At 46.3% G+C, this 24063-nt stretch carries 25 protein-coding genes and 3 tRNA genes; 13 read left to right on the forward strand and 15 right to left on the reverse strand.

Annotation, left to right across the window (positions count from 1 at the left end; all coding sequences use genetic code 11):
* On the forward strand, positions 1–253 hold a 253-nt coding region (locus Q8O92_05255), incomplete at its 5' end, for a transposase (protein ID MDP2982720.1).
* A gap of 10 nt (positions 254–263) precedes the next feature.
* Here the strand turns inward: Q8O92_05255 and Q8O92_05260 are convergent.
* Both Q8O92_05260 and Q8O92_05265 read right to left on the reverse strand, forming a co-directional pair.
* The gene (locus Q8O92_05260) at positions 264–1730 is read right to left on the reverse strand and encodes an SH3 domain-containing protein (GenBank protein ID MDP2982721.1); all 1467 of its coding nucleotides are present in this window, start codon (positions 1728–1730) and stop codon (positions 264–266) included.
* A gap of 142 nt (positions 1731–1872) precedes the next feature.
* Positions 1873–3810 (reverse strand): tetratricopeptide repeat protein, encoded by a 1938-nt coding sequence (locus Q8O92_05265; GenBank protein MDP2982722.1) that lies wholly within the window; start codon positions 3808–3810, stop codon positions 1873–1875.
* 177 nt (positions 3811–3987) lie between these two features.
* Here Q8O92_05265 and Q8O92_05270 point away from each other — a divergent pair, with 177 nt between their 5' ends.
* The 4 genes from Q8O92_05270 (at position 3988) to Q8O92_05285 (ending at position 6576) form a co-directional block, all read left to right on the forward strand.
* Positions 3988–4173 carry an HDOD domain-containing protein gene (locus Q8O92_05270; protein ID MDP2982723.1) on the forward strand — a complete coding sequence of 62 codons (186 nt, stop codon included), beginning with the start codon at positions 3988–3990 and terminating at the stop codon, positions 4171–4173.
* Positions 4174–4452: 279 nt separating this feature from the next.
* Positions 4453–5163, forward strand: coding sequence for a hypothetical protein (locus tag Q8O92_05275; GenBank protein ID MDP2982724.1), 711 nt, complete (start codon positions 4453–4455; stop codon positions 5161–5163).
* Positions 5164–5365: 202 nt separating this feature from the next.
* A complete protein-coding gene (locus tag Q8O92_05280; protein MDP2982725.1) occupies positions 5366–5938 on the forward strand; it encodes a RidA family protein in 573 nt (190 codons plus the stop codon).
* 56 nt (positions 5939–5994) lie between these two features.
* On the forward strand, positions 5995–6576 hold the full coding sequence (locus tag Q8O92_05285) for a DUF2911 domain-containing protein (protein ID MDP2982726.1): 582 nt from the start codon (positions 5995–5997) through the stop codon (positions 6574–6576).
* A gap of 236 nt (positions 6577–6812) precedes the next feature.
* On the opposite strand, the gene Q8O92_05290 is transcribed toward Q8O92_05285, so the two are convergent.
* Both Q8O92_05290 and Q8O92_05295 read right to left on the reverse strand, forming a co-directional pair.
* Positions 6813–7049 carry a hypothetical protein gene (locus tag Q8O92_05290; protein MDP2982727.1) on the reverse strand — a complete coding sequence of 79 codons (237 nt, stop codon included), beginning with the start codon at positions 7047–7049 and terminating at the stop codon, positions 6813–6815.
* A 21-nt stretch (positions 7050–7070) separates the two neighbouring features.
* The gene (locus Q8O92_05295; GenBank protein MDP2982728.1) at positions 7071–7574 is read right to left on the reverse strand and encodes an MFS transporter; all 504 of its coding nucleotides are present in this window, start codon (positions 7572–7574) and stop codon (positions 7071–7073) included.
* A gap of 539 nt (positions 7575–8113) precedes the next feature.
* Between Q8O92_05295 and Q8O92_05300 the strand changes: the two genes are divergently transcribed.
* The 8 genes from Q8O92_05300 to Q8O92_05335 all read left to right on the forward strand — a co-directional run bounded on the left by Q8O92_05300 (position 8114) and on the right by Q8O92_05335 (position 18626).
* Positions 8114–10777, forward strand: a complete 2664-nt coding sequence (locus Q8O92_05300) for an AAA family ATPase (GenBank protein MDP2982729.1) — start codon at positions 8114–8116, stop codon at positions 10775–10777.
* Positions 10778–10978: 201 nt separating this feature from the next.
* Positions 10979–11557 carry a methyltransferase domain-containing protein gene (locus Q8O92_05305; GenBank protein MDP2982730.1) on the forward strand — a complete coding sequence of 193 codons (579 nt, stop codon included), beginning with the start codon at positions 10979–10981 and terminating at the stop codon, positions 11555–11557.
* 425 nt (positions 11558–11982) lie between these two features.
* The gene (locus Q8O92_05310; GenBank protein MDP2982731.1) at positions 11983–13755 is read left to right on the forward strand and encodes a lactate permease LctP family transporter; all 1773 of its coding nucleotides are present in this window, start codon (positions 11983–11985) and stop codon (positions 13753–13755) included.
* Positions 13756–14360: 605 nt separating this feature from the next.
* Entirely contained in the window at positions 14361–14936 is a 576-nt protein-coding gene (locus Q8O92_05315; protein MDP2982732.1) for a nuclear transport factor 2 family protein, read from the forward strand.
* Between the two features lie 60 nt (positions 14937–14996).
* The gene (locus Q8O92_05320; GenBank protein ID MDP2982733.1) at positions 14997–15791 is read left to right on the forward strand and encodes an ester cyclase; all 795 of its coding nucleotides are present in this window, start codon (positions 14997–14999) and stop codon (positions 15789–15791) included.
* A 110-nt stretch (positions 15792–15901) separates the two neighbouring features.
* Positions 15902–16669, forward strand: a complete 768-nt coding sequence (locus tag Q8O92_05325) for a hypothetical protein (GenBank protein ID MDP2982734.1) — start codon at positions 15902–15904, stop codon at positions 16667–16669.
* A gap of 65 nt (positions 16670–16734) precedes the next feature.
* On the forward strand, positions 16735–17532 hold the full coding sequence (locus tag Q8O92_05330) for an ester cyclase (protein ID MDP2982735.1): 798 nt from the start codon (positions 16735–16737) through the stop codon (positions 17530–17532).
* A 203-nt stretch (positions 17533–17735) separates the two neighbouring features.
* Entirely contained in the window at positions 17736–18626 is an 891-nt protein-coding gene (locus Q8O92_05335) for a 4Fe-4S binding protein (GenBank protein MDP2982736.1), read from the forward strand.
* Positions 18627–18628: 2 nt separating this feature from the next.
* Here Q8O92_05335 and Q8O92_05340 read toward each other — a convergent pair.
* From Q8O92_05340 to Q8O92_05390, 11 genes are all read right to left on the reverse strand, one after another.
* Positions 18629–18706, reverse strand: a tRNA-Pro gene (locus Q8O92_05340).
* A 5-nt stretch (positions 18707–18711) separates the two neighbouring features.
* The gene (locus Q8O92_05345) at positions 18712–19308 is read right to left on the reverse strand and encodes a YqaA family protein (protein MDP2982737.1); all 597 of its coding nucleotides are present in this window, start codon (positions 19306–19308) and stop codon (positions 18712–18714) included.
* Positions 19301–19918, reverse strand: a complete 618-nt coding sequence (locus tag Q8O92_05350) for a protein-L-isoaspartate(D-aspartate) O-methyltransferase (protein MDP2982738.1) — start codon at positions 19916–19918, stop codon at positions 19301–19303. Before Q8O92_05350 ends, Q8O92_05345 begins: the two co-directional genes overlap by 8 nt.
* A gap of 43 nt (positions 19919–19961) precedes the next feature.
* Complete coding sequence (gene surE, locus Q8O92_05355) at positions 19962–20705, reverse strand: 5'/3'-nucleotidase SurE (protein ID MDP2982739.1); 744 nt, start codon at positions 20703–20705, stop codon at positions 19962–19964.
* A 66-nt stretch (positions 20706–20771) separates the two neighbouring features.
* Positions 20772–20848: transfer RNA gene (locus Q8O92_05360), tRNA-Pro, on the reverse strand.
* A gap of 23 nt (positions 20849–20871) precedes the next feature.
* Positions 20872–20948, reverse strand: a tRNA-Arg gene (locus tag Q8O92_05365).
* 167 nt (positions 20949–21115) lie between these two features.
* Positions 21116–21388, reverse strand: coding sequence for an HU family DNA-binding protein (locus Q8O92_05370; protein ID MDP2982740.1), 273 nt, complete (start codon positions 21386–21388; stop codon positions 21116–21118).
* Between the two features lie 127 nt (positions 21389–21515).
* Positions 21516–22394, reverse strand: a complete 879-nt coding sequence (gene sppA / locus Q8O92_05375; GenBank protein ID MDP2982741.1) for a signal peptide peptidase SppA — start codon at positions 22392–22394, stop codon at positions 21516–21518.
* Between the two features lie 250 nt (positions 22395–22644).
* Positions 22645–22806 carry a rubredoxin gene (locus Q8O92_05380; GenBank protein MDP2982742.1) on the reverse strand — a complete coding sequence of 54 codons (162 nt, stop codon included), beginning with the start codon at positions 22804–22806 and terminating at the stop codon, positions 22645–22647.
* Positions 22807–22819: 13 nt separating this feature from the next.
* Positions 22820–23194 carry a desulfoferrodoxin gene (locus tag Q8O92_05385; GenBank protein ID MDP2982743.1) on the reverse strand — a complete coding sequence of 125 codons (375 nt, stop codon included), beginning with the start codon at positions 23192–23194 and terminating at the stop codon, positions 22820–22822.
* 71 nt (positions 23195–23265) lie between these two features.
* Positions 23266–23841 (reverse strand): rubrerythrin family protein, encoded by a 576-nt coding sequence (locus Q8O92_05390; GenBank protein MDP2982744.1) that lies wholly within the window; start codon positions 23839–23841, stop codon positions 23266–23268.
* Positions 23842–24063: the final 222 nt, after the last annotated feature.

Below are 24063 nucleotides of genomic sequence, written 5' to 3' on the forward strand. Positions count from 1 at the left end.
TCATCATCTTGGAGAAACTGTAAAACCACATGAGGCTATGGATAAACTCCCGTGGGTACATATCCTTATCGGAAATGCCAAAAGCTTTATCCGGGGTACCTATCATGGTGTAAGCCACAAACATCTTCAATGTTACCTGAATGAATTTTGTTATCGCTTTAACCGGCGATTCAATGAATTACTGATTACTGACAGACTCTTAACTGCTTGTCTGAATACCTCCACTATTACCTATGCGGAGTTAACTCGATAAGCGAATAATATTATTTCAATTCTAGAAATGTAACATCTCTTGTAAGAAAATATCGGGGTAATCTCAGGTCTCCAATATTACATCTTCTGACTTCCAGCCATTTTCCTTTTTCGTCCTGGTAACCGTAACCGTGCTGGTCAAACACAATAGGTTCGCCTTTATAATCGCCGAGAAGAAGCTGGCAATGGCCTCCGCAGCTTTGAATGGAAACAAACGGTTCATTTTTAAGAATATTTTTATAGTAGTATTCCTTACCCATTTTCGGATGCAGAATTGTTGTGTTATTATCATTAAAAAATGTAAACAGGCTGCCGTTGTTAGGCAGGTTGAATCCGAAACAGGCAAATATGTCCCTATATGTCGTTTCATGCTGGCGGCCGAACCATGCGCCGCTCCAGTCGTAAGGTTTATCGAGAAGTTTAAACGCTGTCTCAACAATATTTCTGCGGGTATAGGGTAAAAATCCCACATGAACATCGTTATTTTCTTTAAGCCATGCAGTTTCGGTCGTAAACTGTCCGTTCAATTTCCTTACAGGCACTTTTATCATACGGTGATTACTTTTTGAAACAAGAGGAAGCCGGGTGCCCATTCCGAACCATCCCGAGGCACAGATACAGCTTTCATCGCTGTAAAACGGCACCCTGTCCGCTGTAGCAACCACATAATCACGGGCATTTACATATTCATCGATTATATTTTTATCAACGAATGCCACATCCTCGCATCTGAGCCAGCCATATCCCTCCTCACAGAACACGAACATATACTCGCCGGATAGCGAAAAATGAAGAACCATCACCGGTTTACCAATTTTTTCAATCCCGATATTCCATAAATCCCAGCGCATTTTCCCTGACTGAGTGTTTCCGGGCTGTTCGGGCATTGAGGGAATATTTCTGAGGCGTGCGGGGCGAACAGTTATTCCATCACGGACATTTATGCTGTTTTTTATCTTGCCGAAAGCCATTTCATTTTCGAAATCGTTAATTTGTCCGGAACTGTAAGGTATCGCAAGATTGTTTGCATAAACCTGGCTTCTCAGGTATTTGATTTCAGCACTTATTCTTGCCTTTACCGTATCTGCTGCCGCATTTGGGCTCAGACTATGAAGGTTGGTGGATCTCAGAGAAAATCCAGGCCACCATTGAATTATTTTCGGGATTCTCTCTACAGGAACACCTTTAAAAGGATCCTGGGAGTTGATTCTCATCTGGTAATTCTTATTCATTTTTTCGATTTGGTCTGCACTGAGAATTATCTCATCGGGATTTTTCATCCGTTTAATCCAATAAGCCTTAGTTTTCATCTCCGGCAAAATCCAGGGAAGAACATCGGGAGCCCTGTTATAAAGAGCATCCTCAGGGTCCGGTATCACATCAAGTGTTACGGGATCAATATGTTCCGTGAAGACATAAATGGGAAAAGCCATCAAAATAATCGCATAACAAATGAGAATTCTTACCTGTTTTATCATCGTATGCCTCTTGTTTATAAATGAAATAAATTGGATTCTTTAAGTTCCAGTTTCGGATGCTTCCTGAAAAGTACTCTCTATAATACGAAAAAATAACCGTTTTGTTCAATTTTTCTTATCAATGTCAGATGTGTGTAAAAAATCATTTCCCGATACGGGATCTGGCGCTTTCAAGGTTATACCGGGCCTTATCGTTCTCCGGATAAATCTGCAGAACCCTGGTATACCATTGGATTGCATCAGCAATTTTCCCCTGTTCAAAAAAAATGTTCCCGATGTAATTCATTGACTGTACATCTTTGGGATCATAGTGTACAGCCAGGAGAAACTGCTGCCTGGCTTCTTCCAGCCTTTTCTGCTGAAAAAGAATAAATCCCAGATTATAATATGCAGTGTTGTTCGTAGAATCGATGCGGAGAACTTGATTAAACTGTTTCCTGGCTTCTTCAAAATTTCCTTCCGCTATGCAGGCATTCCCGAGGTTTATATAGCTGATCATGCTCTCAGGTTCCGCTTCAAGGGCAAGGGTAAACTGAGCCTTGGCCTCTTTAATATTCCCTTCCTTCAACAGGAGATTCCCGAGATTATCATGGGTGACCGAATAGATGGAATCCAGACTCATTGCTCTAAGAAATAATGACTTTGCATCAGCGATATTTCCTTCTTCCGCGAGTATGTTTCCCAGGTCGTTGAGAGCATCGATATTCTTTGGTTCAATGCTCAAAGTTTTCAAATATTCGTTTTTTGCTTCTTCAATTTTTCCATGAATTTGATAATAAACTCCGAGATTATTATGCGGCCGCGCCTTGTTCGGAGATTTTTTTACCGTATCGCTCCACAGGGTGTATTCATTTTCCCATACTGTATTTCTCTGGTAAGTCAAATAAGAATTTATACTTATCAGCACCAGGAAAGCAACTGCGGCTGCTTTGGCGTACCGTTCCCATAAAAATGTATGGAATACACTGATCGCCACCAGACAAAAACCGAACATGGGCAGATAGAGCCGGTGTTCGAATATCACATCCTGGATCGGTTTGATGCTTGATTCCACTGAAAGAGAGAGGAAAAACCAGAATATTCCTACGGAAACAAGACGCCTGCGGGGGAATATCCAAAAAGCTAACACCAGAATCCCGGCCAGGAGGATAAAACTGAGGAAAGTAGTCGGTTCAAAAAAACTCTGGGAAGCCGGAAAATCATAATCGACATTCTGATGTACCGGAATAATAAGAAGCCTCAAATAGGTTGCCACCACCCGGAACTCGGTCATGAGATAAATCCAGCTGGTCAAAGGCGGATCCTGCATCCGCGCCGACATGACCGGACTAAAAAGAGATTTCTGATCGAGAGATAAAAGAAAAGGAACGGTGAGGGCGACGGCAACTGACGGGATGATGTAAAACAGCGCCTTTCTGGTCATAATCGCACGCAGGTTTATTTTCGGGTGGAAAAAACCATACTCGAAAAGGAGGAGTGCAAAGGGCAGGGTGAAAACTGTCTCTTTGGTGAGAAAGCCCAGTACTCCCACAACAGCGGAACCGGCAAACCAAAGTCTCCTGGTATTTTTTTCTTTTGAAAGCCTGGCTTTCAAATAAAAAGACAACGAAGTCAAATAAAACAAAGTGGCCAGAGAAGCCATCCTCTGAACGATGTAGGTAACCGCCTGGGTTTGAATCGGATGCGATACAAAGAGTAACCCGCAGCCGAGAGCCGCGAGTTCCCTGTAACGGCTGATTTTCACCCTCTCCATGACCGGAGTCGAGAGAATAAGGATAACCAGCCACCAGACTGTTAACGATACTCCCAGATGGATAAGGAGGTTGACCAGGTGATAGTCGAAGACATCCTGTTTATTGAAATGGTAATTCATTGCCAGCGTATAATTGGAAACGAAACGCCGGGGATTGAATTCCCATAAGGCTTTAGGATTATCTATGGAATGATAAACCGGGTTCTCGTTATATATATCATCAAGTTGAAATGAACAGTGGAAGCTGTTGGAATACACCATCACTCCCAGAATGATGATGAACAGGATGGAAAGCAGCCTGAGAAGCGCTCTTTGACGAGTACGCACAGGAGTCGTTAAATGATTTGAGTTATTCCGCTTCATTTTGCGCCTTTGGAAAGAATGGTAACCGGCAAGATATGCTTTTTACCTGATCTTTATGAGCATGTCCTCCGGGGAATTCCATGTATTGTCCGAAGCCGGAGTGTAAAATATAGCAGTATGGTTTTGTATTTGGCAAGAAATATGCTCATATTAACTATCTACGACTCGAAATCAAGCGCCAACGATCTCGCTGAAATCATCCTCCGCGACCCTCCCCTGACCGCCAAGATTCTCAAAGCGGCCAATTCCGCCTTTTATGGGGCGGCTACCACGATTAATTCCCTCCGTCGCGCTGTGGTAACACTCGGAGTTGAAACCGGAAATTGAAGGGTTTTTCTCCAACCTGCACAAGTATTAGCCCCCTCCTCCATGATATTCTTTATCAATAATAAGCATTGTGTATGAAATCTATCGCTGTGTTTAAACTGAAATAGATTGCTTCTAACGGGTATTCTCCCTTATATTTTTTATCAACATATTTCGCTGCTATCTTCGGCGCCGTTTCACAGAAAGCGCCGACTTCCGACATCGACCGTGAACGGGCGATGAAACTGGGAAAGAACATCGCATCCATGGCGAAAAAAATATTTTAAAGGCGTTGAATGCATGCAAAGTTCTCTAAAGAAACCTCCTGCCCTCAGCAGCCCGGACAAAATTCAACTGACTTTATCCTATCTGCTGAAAGCGGTCATGGTATTTACAATAATGGTGTGTTTCATTAGATTCAATTTCTTTCTTGCATTTACTGGACTTTTGATTTTTGTGTTCAGCTCTCTTCCCGCAATTATCGAACGAACATTTCGCATTACCCTTCCGGTGGAAGTTGATCTGCTCCTGACCATATTTATTTTTGCTCACTTTGTATTGGGAGAATTTGCAAATTATTACAACCGCATCTGGTGGTGGGACCTCCTGCTCCATACCTCATCGGGAATCCTGATCGGTATGGTTGGATTTGTCATTATTTACTTTTTTCTCTTTACCAGCCGGGTAACCGCCAATCCCGCGTTAGTCTCTCTCTTCAGTGTTACATTTTCTCTCGCGGCAGCGACGCTCTGGGAAATATTCGAGTTTCTGATGGATCAGCTATTCGGTTTCAATATGCAAAAATCAGGGTTTAATGATACGATGGCCGATCTTATCGTGGCTTTTCTGGGGGCCAGTGTGGTCGGCATTGGTGTATACCGATATCTGACCAACGATGAAGACGGATTGATAAAACGGACAATCAATCGTTTCATTTTATTCAACCTGAGATTGAAAGACCGGCGGCTCAGGAGAAAGAGATTGAAAAGAGCACGACGGCAGAAGGTATGATTCGATATCTTCTCTGCCATATACCTGAAACTCCTGATAATTCATGTTCCCAAACGATTCATTTATTGCTCCGGCGAATAATTATTGATACCAATATTTGGAATAGATGCCGAAACAAGTTCGGCATGACGTCATCCGATGTCACTCTTTAATCACCGGAGCAATAACTCATTTCACCTTATACAGGAGGAGGTTTATTCCCATGAGGAAAGACCCTGTTCTCTTCACGATACTGTTCGGAATATTTGCCGCTTTTCTTTCGAGCGGCTGCGGGAACAATGAGGCAGTCATGCGGAAGATCGCCCGTGAGGAGGCGAAAAAGGAGCAGGCGGAATTTCTGAAATCATTCGCGCCGGAAAAATTCGGGTTCGGCGGGGCGCTGGAAAAGGAGTGGTCTCACGCCCAGGGGGTGAAAGTGGGAAACTTTATTTTCATATCCGGGCAGCAGCCCTACGATACCGATCTCGACGAAAAAGGGATGCCCAAAAGAGACCTCGAAACCGGGAAACCCTTCGAGGATCAGCTTAAAACGGTGCTCGATAACATCCGCAAGGTCCTCGACCATTACGGCGCCACGATGGACGATGTTGTGTTTCTCCAGAGCTTTGTCGATGAGAAAGCAGAAAAGAATGTGGCAAAATTTGATAACGCCGCCAAGGTGATCAAGGAGTTCTTCCCCAACGCGCAACATGCCATGACGTTTGTTTCGGTGGATAATCTTTATGGCAAGGAGCAGCTTATCGAGGCTAACGCCATTGCGGTGATGCATAAGTAATGCAGAGCGGAATGGCAGCACAAACACTAAAACACTTTTCACAAAAGGAGTGAGCCATGAAATACCTGTATCTCATTTTTGGTCTTGCCGCAATCTTCTGTTTAGTGAGTATGCCGACAACAACTTTTTCCCAGGCCGGGAAACCCCGTGTAAGTTTGAAAGCAAGTGTGACCCAGAGGCTGGGAGCGGACACGGATATTACCATTGATTACAGCCGGCCCGGTGTCAAGGGAAGAAAAATCTGGGGCGATCTGGTTCCTTACGGTTTGGCGCCTGGGAACAAATCATCGAAGGATAAACCATTCCCCTGGCGTGCCGGCGCAAACGAAAACACCATTATCTCGTTCAATAAGGACATTTTAATTGAGGGACAAAAACTGTCTGCGGGCAAGTACGGCATCCATATAATACCCTCAAAAACAACATGGGTCATCGTTTTCAGCAAAAACAGCACCGCATGGGGGAGTTATTCCTATAACCAGGATGAAGACGCACTCCGTGTGACAGTCACCCCGGTTAAGGCGCCTTTTGAGGAATGGCTGATGTTCGGATTTGATGACCTGACGGCAAATTCGGCGACGGCATTCCTTCGCTGGGAGGAACTCAAAGTGCCTTTCAAGATCAAACTGGCCGAATAATTATTCATGACGACATAAATAATTGCGCATGTTTTGAGTGTTTAGATCCTGAAACGAGTTCAGGATGACACGTGTCATGCCGAACTTGTTGCCGTTTCTCGGGAACGGTGAAACCGTTGCCGTTTCTCGGGAACGGTGAAACCGTTTCGGCATCTATTTTGAAAAGAAACGCAATAAAATATGTCGTCATGTACAAAAGTTCGGGGAATCATCCCCACTTCACTTTGGCCACAATTTTACGTTTTCAGGAAAAGCGATCCGGCCGCTCCGAGAAGGGCAACGATTCCGGCAAGGAGAAAAGCCGGATCGAATGATCCTGTCGTATCGGCGATTGCTCCTAACACATCGCCGCACGCCGCCGCCATGATTGCCGGGATGCTCCATGCAGTCAGCCCGAAGAGCACTGCGGACAGTAAAAATCCGGGCGGCTCAGTCCAGAGCGCGAAAAGACCGAACGCGGCTGCCTGGAGCACATACACGATAGCCAGTGTATATTACCGTCCGAGCCGGTCCGAGACACTCCCCCAGATAACCCCGCAGAAAAGACTCAGCCAGCCGATGAGCATGAAGAGATTACCGGCGGCGAAACCGCGCTTTCTTTTGCTGAACCAGGAAGAGAGCAGCCCCATGACCGGAACATTGCTGGCGCCGCTTCCCACTCCGGTCAGCCCCCGCCAGAAAGCAACCATGAGAAAGCCCTGCGCAAAACCGGTCATGAGCATCCCTAATCCCGCCAGCGCCAGCCCGGCGGAAATTACCATCCTCGGACCGAACCGTGTGGCGAGCGCCCCTCCGATAATGGAAAGCAGCAGGTACCCGACGAGGTTGGCGGTAACCAGCGCGCCTGCCTGGGTATTGGCAATGTCCAGCCCGCGCTGCATGGAGGGCAGAACGAGCGTATATCCGAACCGGGCCAGCCCCAGCGCCGCGAATACGACGCCGACGCCGACCGCCAGAATGATCCATCCGTAAAAGAAATCGCCTCGATGTTTTTCCATGTACAAACCGATGAGAGAGAAATTAAAGTGGGGGGAAAAAAATAAGGTTCGACAATTTGTCTTCACCCGGTATTTATGTTTTTCAGGCGCGCCGACCGATTTTTTTGGATATTGTGCTCAAAGTTACGGTGTGAATTCTGCATAATCAACTATTATTTTCATCCAAAAACAGATGGCGAACCGCGTTCAGCGCCGCACTCTATAAAAGGAAAGTATCGTTGCAGAAAGAAATCTGTTTGGAAGGGAAATGCAGGCTTGACTTGACAAGGAAGCGGGCTGTATTTTGAGCATTAATGGAAAACATTTGCGATTATAGAAAATTCTGCGATAGGCTCACATATGTATTATTATAGAATACATATTTTTCAGAAAAGTACAGTTCATACTTTCAATATTATTCAATAGAAATTATTTGATACACAATTGTTTCGAGCTTTTTATAAGTCTCTATCGTTAGTGTCTTGTATAGAACACGGCAATTTGAGGTAGTAGCCCCTATTTGGTAAAACTATCTAAAACCGTAATATATGAGCAACCACATGTCAACACTGGAATCAATAGTTGAATGGGCTGAAAAAGATTTAATAGCATGGCAAAGTGATGCTGCACGGCGCTTTCTGACCCAAGATGAGGTGGGCGAATCTGACAAGCTTCAAATCATGGCTATGCTGAAAGAACGTCATAGTCTCGGCGATCCAGAAAATCCAGCACCAAAACCTCAGCCACTTAAGAAGGGGCATGTTTCAGGCGTCCCCCAAACCCATTCAACAGTTACCCTTAAGGCAATGAGAATTGATTGCAATGTGAACGCAATTCCAAATGGATCAATCCTTAAATTCGGTCACGAAGGATTATCCGTAATATATGGTGAAAACGGCTCCGGTAAGTCGGGATATGCCCGTGTTCTAAAGAGAGCCTGCAGTGCTCGCGATAGCAAGGAAAGTATACTTCCAAATGCTTTCACAATTTCTAGTCCTGGTCAAGCAAAAGCTTGTATAAAAGTATCAATTGACAATGGGCCTGATCAAAAAATCGATTGGGAGTATGGTCAGGATCCTAATCCAGTATTATCCAATATTTGTGTTTTTGATTCGAAATGTGCACGTGTAATCGTCAATGAGAGTAACGAGATTACTTATCTACCATATGGAGCCCACGTTTTCGAGGCTTTGGCATCCCTTTTACAGGATGTCCGCCGAGAATTGGAAGTCTCCAAACCAAAACCCAAAAAGTTAGAATATTTAGATATCCCAGACTCTACCTATGCCAGTAAATGGATCGCAGGACTATCCAACACAACATCTACTGATGATATTGATAGATATACCAATTGGCTTGATAATGATGAAAAATATTTGATAGAACTCAAAAAGCGCGTATCTGACGCAGAGGTTCATGATCCACAACAGTTGGCACAGAGGATTCGAAATCTAAAAAAACGAGTTGACAAACTACAAGAAATAATTATCGCAGTTGATACTGGTCTTTCGGAAAACAAAGAACAGGAATTACAAATAGCAATCGAAAACCTTACAGCATCAGAGAAAGCTCTATCCATAGCCTCCCAGGAATCACTTGCCAACGAACCGCTCCACGGTGCAGGAGAAGGTGCTTGGCAAAAATTATTTAATGCCGCAAAGTCTTATTCCATTGAAAAAGCATATCAAGATCAAGAATTTCCCGTTTTGGAAGAAAACAGCCTTTGTGTGTTATGTATGCAACCATTATTAGAGGATGCAAAAAAGCGCATGCTCCGATTTAAAATATTTATGGAGACAACCACCAAGAGAGATGTTGAAGTTGCTCACGAAATATTGGGCAGCTTAAAAAAAGGAATTGAATCAATTATCATCCCGACCTCTGACGAATATAAAGATATTTTAGATGAGATACACAACCGTGTTCCGCAATTTGCAAACCAATTGAAAGAGTACCTTAAACAGGCCATCAACAGGCAATTATCCATGATCCAAGCTACCATAAATATACAAATACAAACATTTCCTGATATTGATGCAATTCCTTTCGACAATCTTGATAGAATTGCCATGGAACTAGAGAGAGAAGCTCAAGAAATCGAAAAAACTTCTGATCCTGTTGCTTTAGCAAATATGAAGACTGAATGTAATGAGAAGGACGCAAGAAGATTACTTAACAAAAAAAAGAAAGAGATTCTTGACTATGTTGAACAATTGAAAATTGCCAGGAAATATGATGCTTGTATTGCGGAAACTGACACTAAGGAAATAACTCTCAAAGGAAAGAAAATACTATCGAAATCTCTCACTCCTATGCTACGGCAAGCTCTTCGAGAAGAACTTATGGCTTTAAAAATCAGCAATCTCCAACTTAATCTAAAACCCACAGGAAGTAAAGGAGAGACTCTACATAGAATGGAATTGGTGGGGTGTCGTAATCCACAAAAAGCAAATCTGACTGACATTTTAAGTGAAGGTGAACAACATGTTATTGCTATAGCCGTATTTCTGGCAGAACTTCAATTAGCCAAAACGCAATCTCCAATTGTTTTTGATGATCCTGTTTGTTCTCTTGATCACATTTACAGAGAAAAGATCGCACAGCGTCTTGCCAAAGAGGCAAAAACCCGTCAGGTTCTAATTTTCACTCACGACATTGCTTTTCTGTTAGAACTCAATATTAAAGCCGGAGAGCTGCAAGCGTGCTTACATTTGCAAACTATCCAAAAAATGGGGAACTTACCTGGAAATAGTATGGGTGGATTGCCTTGGCATGCTATGTCTGTTAAGAATCGTATAAGTTATCTCAACACACTACTTGATGAGTTTCCATCTCTTTACAAAACCGATTTGCATCAATATAATAAAAAAGCGGGTGAATTGTACGGCCTCTTAAGAGAGACATGGGAGGCTGTAATCGAGGAGGTTTTGTTTCAACGAACCATTCTTCGACATACCAGCCAAATAAAAACCAATCAACTCAGCTATGTTATAGTTACCAACGAAGACTATCGTACAATTGATATGGAAATGAGTAAATGCTCCAAGTGGATGTACGGTCACGACAAGTCCAATGCAATCGATATGAATCGTCCTATTATAGAAGAGATTCAGAATGACATTGGTATTTTGGATAATTTCGTCAAATCTATTAACAAACGAAAAGATGAAATTCGTCAAATAAGGCTTGCGAGTCTAAAACCTAAAATACCTGCAATAGGATAGTTAAAAGAATCCGCATAGTGGTTATGATAATTCCTAATTAGATTATGTGCTTTATTGTGATAATATTAACATTTCTATTGAGTTCTTATATGCTCCGCTCATAAGCGTATTTTCAGGTTGTTTTTTATAGGACCTCCCCATGCAAACCAAACTCGGCGGCGAAATCCCTGATGACTTGGCGCGCGCTTTGGAGAAAATAATATGGCCGAACATGTATGCCCGGTCTGGGCCGGGTATTTTCTTCTCAGTCCGCTGCGAAAACTCATCCAGAATCCGCAAACAATCTTATCCCCTTATATCAGGGAAGGGATGACCGTGCTGGATTACGGGTGCGCAATGGGTTTTTTCAGTATTCCTCTGGCCCGGATGGCCGGGGCGGGCGGTAAAATCATATGTGTCGATATTCAGGAGAAAATGCTCGGGATTCTCGAAAAACGCGCACGGAAAGCCGGAGTAGCCGCCCGTATAGAGACTCGCCTGTGTAACCTGCCTGCGTCTTGTTTGCACGACCTCGCAGGGAAGATTGATTTTGCTCTGGCGTTTGCGGTTGTCCATGAAGTCCCCGATCCATCCGGTCTCTTTGCGGTACTTTCCACAGCGATGAAACCATCGGGAAGACTTTTAGTGGCGGAACCAAAAGGGCATGTTTCAGAAAAGGAATTTGACAGTACGGTCGGCAAGGCAAGAGAACAGGGGTTTACCGTAACGGAGACTCCTCGTGTTCCACGGTGCCGGGCGGTTTTGCTGGAAAAAGAGGGAAAAGATTGTCTGAACCACTGATGCGAATGATGCAAATGATAAAAGATGATGAAAAGATAAAGTACAGTCTGAACCATGAATGAATTACCCCGCAGCAAGTTGCGAGGTATCCAAAGATGATCCCCCTGTCACCTTCGGTGACATCCCCCTTACTAAGGAGGATAAAATAGAAAAACCATTCTACCGCCGATGGTATCGGTTGCCCCCCTTAATGAGGGGGGATGTCCGAAGGACAGGGGGGATCCTACCCCGCAGCAAGCTGCGAGGAATTCTTTTGATTAACAGGATTAAAGGATTACCATGATTACCCTGAAACGGTATTATCGTTCCTGCGAAGCGGCAACAAGTTAGGGGTGACAGTTGTCATGCCGAACTCGTTTCGGCATCTAATCAAGGAAATCCTGTCATGTTAATCATGGTTCAGACCTTCTTCCGGAGAAAAAACCATGCCCTGGACAATCAACATCGACCCGCTGGGAAACATCTATCTCTCAGCACTCCTGGCTTCCCTTTCCATCATCTATCTTTTCTGGGCTTTGGCCTATAAACGGATGAAAGGCCACTGGGCGGCGCTCAGCGCGGTGAGCATCACCGTTCTCATCTCCATCATCGGGTACGGAATGCCGGTCAAGCTGTCGCTTCTTGCCACCTTGAACGGGGCGATGTTCGGTCTCTGGCCGATTGTATGGATCGTTATCACCGGCCTTTTCCTCTACAACCTTTCGGTGCAGACCGGGCAGTTCGAAATCATCAAGAACTCCCTGGCTTCCATGACCGATGACCGCCGCATGCAGGCCTTGCTGATCGCTTTTTCCTTCGGCGCTTTCATAGAAGGCTGCGCCGGATTCGGAACGCCGGTGGCCATCACCGCGGCGGTGCTCATGGGGTTGGGATTCAAACCGATCTACGCCGCCGGAATCTGCCTCCTTGCCAACACAGCGCCGGTGGCATTCGGGTCCATCGGCATCCCCATACTCGTGGCCGGACAGGTATCCGGGGTTGACACATTTGCCATCAGCCAGATGGCAGGTCGGACGCTGCCCTTTATCAGCGTCATTATTCCCTTTTATATCGTAATTCTCATGAGCGGATGGAAAAAAGGAATCGAAGTATGGCCGGCGGCGTTGGTGAGCGGCGGCTCTTTTGCACTGTCGCAGTGTTACACCTCCAATTACCTGGGCCCCCTGCTTCCGGACATTATTTCATCGATAGTGTCCATACTCTGCCTTACTATCTTCCTGAGGTTCTGGCATCCCAAACAAAGCTGGACTTTCGATCACGAACCGGACGCCAACGGAAGAGCAGCGCTCCTGTATACCGGCGGCCAGGTTTTCAGGGCATGGGCGCCGTTTATAATTTTGACGGTATTTGTAGGAGCATGGGGAATCAAACCAATCAAAGCCGCCCTGGACTACTATGCCCTGATCAAAATTCCGATACCCGGACTGGATACCATGGTTATCCGGGACGGCAAGGCTATGGCCGCTGTCTACAATTTCAATATCCTCAGCGCGGCAGGCACAGCGGTTCTCCTGTCCGGCCTCTTTTCCATCCCGGTGATGGGGGCATCCCTTGCGAAGGGATTGAGCGCTTTCTGGTTCACCGTCAAATGCATGCGGTGGCCGATGGTGACCATGGCATCGATTCTGGGATTTGCCTATATCATGAACTACTCGGGGATGGCGATCACCCTTGGCAACGCCTTTGCCACCACCGGGGTGCTGTTCCCGTTCTTTGCGGCCTTCCTGGGCTGGCTCGGCGTGTTCATGACCGGCTCCGACACTTCTTCCAACGCCCTCTTCGGGAAACTGCAGGAGGTTACCGCCACGCAGATCGGCGTCGACCCGGTGGTTACCGTCACCGCCAACAGCATCGGCGGGGTATGCGGAAAGATGATTTCGCCGCAATCTCTCGCTGTGGCAACCGCCGCAGTCGGCCTTGTCGGGCATGAAGGCGATATTTTCCGCTTCACCATCAAACACTCCATTATTCTGACTACGGTTGTCGGTGTCATGACCTGTTTGCAGGCCTACGTTTTCACCTGGATCATACCGGTGTATCAAAAGGGTGCTGCGACTGCGGCAGTAAATACAGCAGCCGCCCAGCCTGTTTCGCAGGCATTGGGACTGACCTGTCTCGCGATAACGTTCGGCCTGATTCTTTCGATCGCGATTCTGTCGCGGGCTGTGGGGAAAGCAAGAGGCGCAAAGATTGAGTGAAACTGAGCGAAGATTCCTACTGTTTTTTAATCGGGGTTGACTGTTATGAGTTGAATCTTGGTAGGAGTGAACAATTTTGAACTGTCGGCCTCCTTGCCCCGAATGAATACAATCGTATTTAAACAAACAATCCCCCACCGGAATCCTGCCATTCGATACTCTCCATTCTTGTAATATGCTGTAATGTAATAATTATATAATTATATTATTATCAAGGTAAATATTTACAAAAATGTTATTGACATTATGTTAATTTATTTTATTATATACGAGTCATATCGTATAATCTTATATACATTGAATCCATATTGTTGATTATTAGTAATTTAGACAATAATTTGTTCTATTGTATCATGTCGCAAAATCAGTACCCGCAGTTTTTGAATTAGATACTAAGACCTCGCAGCCCAAAAAAACAAAATGAAAGGAGGGATGCTTATCGGCCTGTGTTCTGAATTCCTTATCGTTTCTTCCAGAACCATGAGCGCTCCATGATGGGTGACCTGGTTCGACAGGAAAATGGAGCTGACTGAACCCGTGTCCTCACTCAACTGAAGCCCTCCGCCTCATCGACATGAAAGAACTTCCACACAAGGAGGTAAGCCATGTTCCGCACTGTTTGTATCTCCGTCTTTATTATCCTCTGCATTGCTTTTTCCGCTGTTGTATATGCCCAGGAAACACAAGACCAGAAAGCGGTCAGAAGTGTTATCGAAAAAGAGCTGAAAGGGGCGCTCGAGGGCAAACCCGACCAGATGAAGTCATGCTATACGCCTGATTTCGTCGGGTTCAGCGCATATAATAGTGGTGACGTTTGCATGCACAAGATACATCTCGACGGCGTAACGCAATACTTCGATCCCGAGGATTGGGTGGTTTCCATCTCCACTCCCAAGGAACTCGATACGTATGCCGAGTACTTCAGAAATTATCCCGAAAAACTCGCGAAATCAGCCATCAAACGCGGCAACGAAGTCGCTACTGTCAAGGTCAAGGACAATTTCGCCATTGCGGTGACCCGCCATTGGGGAACCTGGCTGGACAAAACGACCAATGAGAATGTCAGGTTTGAAGGCCGAAGTGTCTGGATGCTGAAAAAAACCGGCGGGGAATGGAAGATTTTCAGCAATATCGGGCAGGTGTCATTAGGCATTATCACGACAAAAGCATTTCCGGAATAACTGTTGTCGACCAGTGAACGGTCATTGAGTAGAATCAACCACATTCAACGGAGGTTTGCCATGCGTACCATCAAACTCATCATCAGCGCGGCGCTCTTCGTCATCGCCGCGACCGCCTTGTTCTTTTTTGTTGCCGGATGCGGTCAGCAGGCGGGAAATGAAAAGTTGAAGGCAGCATACATTCAAGCATCCCAGGACGCATACAACAAAGGAGAAATGAATGCATTGGATACATTAGTAGCCGCTGATGTTGTCCGTCACAATCCTCCCGAGCCTGATATTAAAGGTCTCGATGCCTACAAAAAATCAATTGTAGAAATACGTCGCGTTTACCCTGACTTTCAACTCACTACCAATTCGATGATCATGGAAGGGAATACAAGCGCCTCAAGATGGACAGTAGAGGCTACCGAAACGTCCACCGGCAAACAGGTGAAAGTTACGGGTTGTGTTATGTATCAGTGGGTGAACGGTAAAGCGGTCGAATGCTGGCATCATGGGGATTATCTAGGCATGTTCCAGCAGCTCGGCTACAAGATGAGCCCCCCGATCACCGAGAACACCCTCGCCAGGGTGACCGTAGTCCGGGTGAAGCCCGAAAAAGTTGAAGAAACACTCAAAATTTACAGGGAAAGTGTGGTGCCGGCTGTAAAATCGTTGAAAGGAATGCGCGGGATTTATCTCCTGAGCGATTTTAAAACAGGTAAAATGCTTTCTATCGGTATCTGGGACAGTGAGGCGGATGTCATCTCCTACGAACAGAGCGGGGTCTCTCAAGCGCAGCTCGATAAGTTTAAAGGCCTCTTTACGGCGAAACCGATCAGAGAATTGTATACGCTGACCGTGCAGGAGTAAAAGGAATCGAAAGCGATTCCCTTTCTTTTTCCAGACTTTCTGACAGCCGGGGCTGCCCGATGCTCGTTTTGTTCGGGCAGCCCCGGCCTTATCCCTACAGGGAGGGTGCCATGAATCGGATAATTGTAATAATACTTACCGTGATCATGCTGCTTGCCGGGAGCTTCTTCGCCGAAGCGCAGAAATCTCAGCTCTATTACATTCACAACTATTCAGCCGATCCGGCAAAAACGGTCGAACTCGAAGCCTTTATCAAGGATTTCATGGCGACGCTCAAAAAGTATTCGTTTCCATTTCCAATTCAAGCATACAGCACGATGGATTTTCAGTACTACTTCTTCGCGCCGATCGAGAATTATGCGGACATCGATCGCATCAAGAAGACGCTTGGAGACATCGGCCAGAAAATGGGGGCCGATAATTTTCAGAAATTGATCGCGCGCAGGAACGCGGCGATACAGCATCATGAGTACTTTGTCATTCGTTACCTGCCCGAGCTCTCATGGACTCCCCCCAAACCGCGTTATAAGCCCGAAGAAGCGCTTTTCAGGCACTGGGTGTTCTGCTATCCCCGACTGGATAAGGAAAGTGAGATGCGCGCAATCTTCAGTAAATTCGTTGATCTCTATAAAAAGACAAATTCCCCCTTTCAAGAAGACGTATACACTGTGGAAATCGGCTCGGACTTGCCGCTCTTTATCGGCGAAGAACGGGGAAAGAATTTATTCGAGTTCTATTCTTCGCTGGAAGAAGGATTCAAAATTATAGGCGAAGAGGGAAGGAATCTCTGGTGGAAGGAGTCCATGACGTTACTCAGAAAAATCGAACGGAGGGACGGCACCTATCGGCCGGAACTGTCGTACATACCTGATAAATAACATCGAGGAAGAAGTTAACAATAAAACGGCGGGAGTAGCATCAACAACATTCATGGAGGTGTACCATGCGAAGCAACAAACTCATCTTCAGCGCGGCGCTTTTAGTCATCGCTACAACCTTCTTATTCATTTGTGTGGCCGGGTGCGGTTCGCAGAAAGTAGGAAATGAGAAGTTTAAGGCGGCATACATTCGTGCTTGTGAGGACGCATACAACAAAGGAGAAGTGAACGCATTGGACATAGTCTTAGCCGCCGATTTTGTCCGGCACAACCCTCCCAATCCTGATATTAATGGTCTAGAGGCCAACAAACAACATATTGTAGAACTCCGTCGCGTTTACCCTGACATGAAACTCACAATCAATTCAATGATCACGGAAGGGAATACAAGCGCCGAGAAATGGACATTCCAGTTCACCGATATGTCCACTGGAAAACAAGTGAAAGTTTCGGGTTGTGAAATGTTTCAGTGGGTAAACGGTAAAGTTGTCGAAACCTGGGATTATGTTGACTGGCTGGGACTGAGGCAGCAGCTCGGCTACAAAATGAGTCCCCCTATCACTAAAACCACATTCGCCCGAGTGACCGTCACCCAGATGAAGCCCGCGAAAATGGCGGAATCGGTCAAGATTTACGAGGAAAGCGTGGTGCCGGAGGCTAAAAAGCAGAAAGGCTTTCGCGGTATCATGCTCCTGAGCGATCTCAAGACCGGAAAAGGGCTTTCCATCGCCGTTTGGGACAGCGAAGCGGACGCAGTCGCCAACGAGCAGAGCGGGTACTACAAAGCGCAGGTCGACAAGTTCAAGGACCTTTTGACTGCAAAGCCGATCAGGGAGGGGTATGTGGTGACCGTACAGGAATGAAAGAAAGCGGATAAGCCCAACAGGTGGTTTTCACTACATAGTTCAAGTGGGGGTGCCTGCATCTGTATTTCCGGTGCAGGCGCCTCATTACCCCGGCGGAACCGCAATATCAATTATAAGCTTGTCCTTATGGAGAAGAAGATGTGACTACTGAAAACCGCTTAGCCAGAAAGTCGCCACCGTCAACCGAAAGAGAGGCTGCAATGTGTGAGTTTTGTACAAAACATGGCGAGGGAAAAAAATGGTACCTTCAGATGAAGAATTATTCAAAGGAATTACTTCATGAGGAACTGTCTTCACCTCAAAAGGACATGGTAAGGGCGCCTTCGCGTGGAGTGTGGATGAATCGCTTTTTCGATAATTTCGTAATGCCCGCCATCACCGGAGTACCGAAGCCAATAGAAGAAATATTGGGGGCACTCCATCCATCAACGGAACTTCTTGCGGAAAAACAAGGCGCAGATGAGATTATCGAAGGAAGGAAAGTTTTCCATTTCGGCCAGGTGCTGCCGATCGAGGATGTGGAAGAAGTAATCGATATGGTGGGCTCAATCACGAGAATGCCCTGCGGATGCAGGTTTCTATCGACAGGGAAAACTGATAAAAGATACTGTTTCGGTTTGGGTCTAGACAAATGGGGTATACTGGGTACATTCCCGGATGCATCTGCGTCACTCGAGGTGCTTGAAAAAAAAGAGGCGAAAAAAATCTTTCGTAAATACGACAAAGAAGGGCTTATACACAGTATCTGGACAGGAGTAACCCCTTATGTCATCGGCTTGTGTAATTGCGACCGTGATTGCATGGCATACAAAGGGTATATTGAGCTGAACGGTCTCCCCATTTTTTTCCGGGCGGAATACATCTGCAAGATTGATTGGAATCTCTGTACCGGATGTAAATCATGTATGAAGCAATGCCAGTTCGGCGCTGAATTCTATTCGTCCGCCCTTTCCAAAGTCTATATCGATCCAGGCCGGTGTTTCGGATGCGGCGTATGCAGGGCGGCATGCCCGAAAGATGCCATTACCCTGATACCGAGGCAAAAAGAGCCGAAGGCAGCCAATATCTGGCTGAAGAGCGATTCTGTATAATTTGGTCGGGGTGGACAGATTTGAACTGTCGGCTTCCTGCTCCCGAAGCAGGCGCGCTAGCCGGGCTGCGCTACACCCCGAACGGTCAAAATAACAGTTTCACTAAAACGAAACCGAGAACTAATATAACAACAAATGCGATGGAAATCATATCAAAATATTTGTCGATGAATTTTTTTATCGGCGGCCCGAACTTCCGGATGAGGGCCGCCACGATAAAGAACCGCGCCCCCCGTGAGAAGAAAGAAACGAGCACGAATTCCGGAAAGTTCATGCCGAACACTCCCGAAGCGATGGTGAAAACCTTGTAGGGTATCGGGGTGAAACCGGCAATGGCAACAATCCAGATATCGTATTTATCGTATAAGTCTTTTATCATTCCGAATTTGTCGAGGAAACCGTAAAATTCCAGAATTCGTATGCCGATCACATCATAAAACGCCATCCCGATGAAATATCCGAACATTCCGCCCATGACCGAACCGAAAGTACAGGCCAGGGCAAACCGGAAAGCTTTGGTAGGCGCACCGAAAGCCAGGGCAATAAGGAGAACATCAGGCGGAATCGGGAAAACCGATGATTCGATAAATGCAATAAAAAAAAGAGCGGGTAATCCATATTTCGTTTCGCTCCAGTGCAAAACCCAGTCATACAGATTTCGCAGGATATTTTTTTTAAACATCACCCCATCCTAATTCGCCAACCAGCGGAACAAAGGTACATCCGGCCGCAAACCGCTTTTCAATGGTCTTTTCATATTTTGTTATGATGAGAAGCTGCTGGGTGGATTTATTACCTACCGGAATAACTATCCTGCCACTGGAAGCAAGCTGCTCCAGCAGCACATCAGGCACAGCCGGAGCTCCGGCGGTCACTATGATACGGTCAAACGACGATTGCTCCTTCCAGCCGAGACTTCCGTCGCCCACCTTGAAGAAAACGTTTTTAAATCCGAGATTTCGAATAACTTCAGCCGCCCGCCCGGAAAGCTCAGGTATTCTCTCAACAGTATAGACCGTACACCCCATAACTGCAAGGATTGCCGCCTGATAGCCCGAACCTGTCCCGATTTCCAGAACGCGCTCTTTGCCGGTCAGATCAAGCTCGCTGGTCATGAGCGCGACGATGTAGGGCTGGGAAATGGTCTGATCGTATCCGATGGGAAGGGGGTGATCGCTGTATGCCCTGGGCAGAAACGCCTGGTCGACAAAAAGATGCCGGGGAATAACACGCATGGCTTTGAGCACTCCCTCATCCGTAATTCCCCGCTGTATCACTTGTTCTTTGACCATACGGGTTCTGGCAATCTCATAATCTGCCGTGCCGGAAGAATCTCTATTCAAAGCTCCAGGACTCCATTTCCTTGATAACGTGGGGAGCGGTCATATCCAGATGCAGGGGAGTAACGGAAACATTTCCACGGCTTATGGCGGCGAAATCCGATTTTCCGGTTCCCTTCCATGCCTCCATCTGCCCGCCGATCCAATAGTATGGCCTGCCGCGGGGGTCGAGCTTGCGCGTTATCACATCCCTATACGAACGCGTGCCGAGGCAGGTGATTTCGAATTGTTTCCCTGTCCATTCCGGAGGAATGTTCACATTGAGAAAAACTCCCCCGGGGAGTGATTTCTCCATCACCGTACCAGCCACTTTGAGAGCAATCTCTGCGGCCAAAGAGATATCGGTCCGGTCCGGCTCCACCATTGAAACTGCAATCGCCGGCACTCCCAGGATGGTGGCCTCGGCAGCTCCTGCCACGGTTCCGGAATATATGACATCATCGCCCAGGTTGGCGCCGCTGTTTATCCCGGAAATCACCAGGTCGGGACGGCGGTCCAAAAGACCCCGAAGAGCCAACATAACACAGTCCGTGGGTGTCCCGTCAACCGACATCATACCTTCGCTTATCTCTTCAACACGAAGAGGCCGTGTCAAGGTCAGCGCATGACTCTGAGCGCTCTGCTCACGGTCAGGGGCGACAGAAACACAATCCCAGACCCTGGCGACCGTTTCACGGAGAATCTGAATTCCGGGCGCGGTTATACCGTCATCGTTGGTTAAAAGAATAAATTTTCTCACTGCGTGAGTTCCTTATAAACCAAAAGAGCAGATAAACGAGATCTGCTCTACAGGGGATATAGTGTTTGGTCGGGGTGACTGGATTTGAACCAGCGACACCCAGGCCCCCATCCTGGTGCGCTACCGGACTGCGCTACACCCCGACCTTTTCAGCTTCGAAACACAATGGTGGGCAATGAGCGATTCGAACGCTCGGCCTTTAGCTCCGGAGGCTAACGCTCTATCCATCTGAGCTAATTGCCCTTATAACAAGAAAGACAAGGATACTACTGTGTATTATTTGCCTTTTTTCTTGTGTCTATCTTTTCTCAAACGTTTTTTCCTTTTATGAGTTGCAATTTTATGGCGTTTCCGTTTTCTACCACAAGGCACAGCAGTCTCCTTTCTTTACTCGGTATCTAACATATTATTTATAGTATTTCCTTTTTCATTTCACGGGATGGTTTGAATACCGGCATCCGGCGCGCCGGAATTTTAACTTCAGCGCCCGTACGGGGATTTCTCGCTGTTCTGGGAGCGCGGCTGATGATATAAAAAGTTCCAAATCCTCTGATTTCAAGGGGATCGTCTTTTTTAAGGGAATATTTTACCGAATCCAGAAAACCCTCGACTACTGCCCGCACATCAGTCTTGGTTAATCCGGTCTGAGAAGCTACTCTTGCAATGACGTCTGCCTTGGTCATTCCGCACTCCTTTCTGGCTTTTCTCAGCGGGAATCTTGAAATCTCTTATTTTCCTGCCGACTTTTTGTAAAAGAACTTATGCAATAACCGGAGCAATATCATCATGGGAGTATCATTACCATGATCGTTATTGCATCATGAGATAAGAAACGTGTGGTAAACTTAATTCCATACTTTTAAATAGTATTTTGGACATCCCTTTCGTTATTATATCCCAGAACAGCTCTTTATCTTCTTTTACCACCGGAGGATTTGCCCCGATTCCGGTAATCCGTCCAGCCATATCAATTGCATCCTGGTAGGTTCCCAGTTTATCAATGAAACCCAGGTTTTTTGCCTGCCTGCCGGTAAAAATCCGGCCGTCGGCATACTTCTTTACCGTTTCAACATCCATACGGCGGCCTTTGGAAACCGCCTGTACAAACTGGTCATAAGTATCCATGATTACGCCGGAAATCAGCTCTTTTTCTTCTTCGCTCATAGGCCGGGAAATAGAACCTATATCTTTGTACTTTCCGGATTTTACTACTGTAATATCAATTCCAAGTTTTTTTAACAGATTGGAAAATTCCACAAAATCGGCGATGACTCCTATGCTTCCTGTAATAGTTCCCGGATTGGCCATGATCGAATCGCAGGCTGAGGCTATGTAGTACCCGCCGCTGGCTGCTACAGTCCCCATCGAGCCGATGATTTTCTTTCCCTTCTGCCGGGCTTTGAGCACCGTATCGTAAATTTCCTGAGTGGGAGCTACTCCTCCGCCGGGAGTATTCAACCGTAATACAATAGCCGGTATGTTATCGTTACGGATATACCTTTCCAGTCTCTCCACAACCGAGGAGGGACTTATGATCACGCCGGTAATTTCGATTATCGCCACACTTTTTTTGGATACATGTATATCCTGCAAGGTCATGGCAGAAATCAGCGCCATGACAAACAGGAAAATAACCAAAAGCGCGCCGAGCAGCGAGATACCGATTATTATATCACGTCGGTTTACCATAGGATCATTGCCCCACAAAATTTTAGACTAAAAATATATATTTCGGATCAGGGAAAGTCAATAAAAATAACTTCCCTTGCTATCCCTCATTTTAACTATTATCCACGATTAGTTCCTTGGCACAAAAAAAATATCTGAACCATGATTCGAATGATTCCATGATTGACCTGATTTGTTGTGATTCATCAAGACAATCCTTGAATCTTTATCATGGTTCAGACTTCTTTTCATCATTCATACTTTTATGTATTTAATCAACAGGGGAAAAAGTGTCTTTCCCGGATCCGCACACAGGACATACCCATGCATCAGGAATATTCTCAAACTCAGTTCCTGCCGGTACTCCATTTTCTTCATCACCCACCGCCGGATCATATATATAACCGCATACCTCACATAGGTATTTCTTCATACAGCTCCTCCCGTCATGCTTTCCATAAACCGTGGATGTTGCACAATTCCCGGGCGGTGATTTGATCTGCCGCAACGCAGAATTCGGCCTCGGGGGGCTGGCCTGGCATAAGGAACTGACGGTAGGATTTTCCATCCGCGATAAGTTCAATCCATTCGATATAGTGCTTCTCTTCCATCGGATGGGGGATGCTCCCGATCTTAATCTTATACCCAATCCCGGTTTTTTCGATAACGGGGACGTGTTTCTCACGGGAAGCATCGGTTGTGTTTTCGACAAGAAGCGTCATCGGCTGTCCGCAGCACACCATGTCGCCCCCTCCGTCATGGAGCACCTCCACTATATTCCCGCAACCCACACATTTATAAATACCCATTTTTGCCGCCATGGTAAAATCCTTCCTCAATCTGAATTAAAGGTTATGAGTTTAATCCCCTGCAGAATAGGTGCACAGACTTGTTACCAGTTTTCTCCGAGCAACTCGAAATGCGCCTGCACGTGCAGACAGGCAGGACATAATGCCAGCGCCTCTATTCCTTCATAGAGATAGCCGCAGTTACGGCAGCGCCAGACTACCGGCCGATCCTTTTTGAAAACCCTGCCGTTTTTTACATTATCGGCAAGATCAAGATACCGTTTTTCATGCTGCTTCTCCGCCACCGCTATCGACTCAAAAGCAAAAGCGGCTTCATCGTATCCTTCATCACGGGCGGTTTTGGCAAAACCCGGGTACATCTCGGTATGCTCGTAATGTTCGCCGGCGGCAGCCGCTTTAAGATTTTCCAGGGTATTCCCTATCACCCCGGCGGGAAAAGATGCCTGAACTTCCGCTGTTCCGCCCTGGAGCAGTTTGAACAGGCGTTTGGCATGTTCTCTCTCCTGGTTGGCGGTCTCTTCGAAAATATCGGCGATCTGTACAAATCCTTCCTTTCTCGCCTGACTGGAGGCATAGGTATACCGGTTACGAGCCTGCGATTCACCGGCAAAAGCGGTGATGATATTTTTTTCCGTTTTACTGCCTTTCAGATCTTTCATGCCTTGTCTCCCTTAAATAAATGTTGATAAAGTGGTTTAATATGCGAACGCATTGTTGTAAATAGATGCCGAAACGGTTTCATCGTTCCCGCGAAGCGGCAACAAGTTCGGCATGACACGTGTCATCCTGAACTCGTTTCAGGATCTAATTCCAATTATTTTTCAAATTGGCGTAAAACCTCACCCGCCCTTCGGGCACCCTCTCCTAATTAGGAGAGGGCC

The sequence above is a fragment of the Candidatus Latescibacter sp. genome (genome assembly GCA_030692375.1).
GTDB lineage: Bacteria > Latescibacterota > Latescibacteria > Latescibacterales > Latescibacteraceae > JAUYCD01.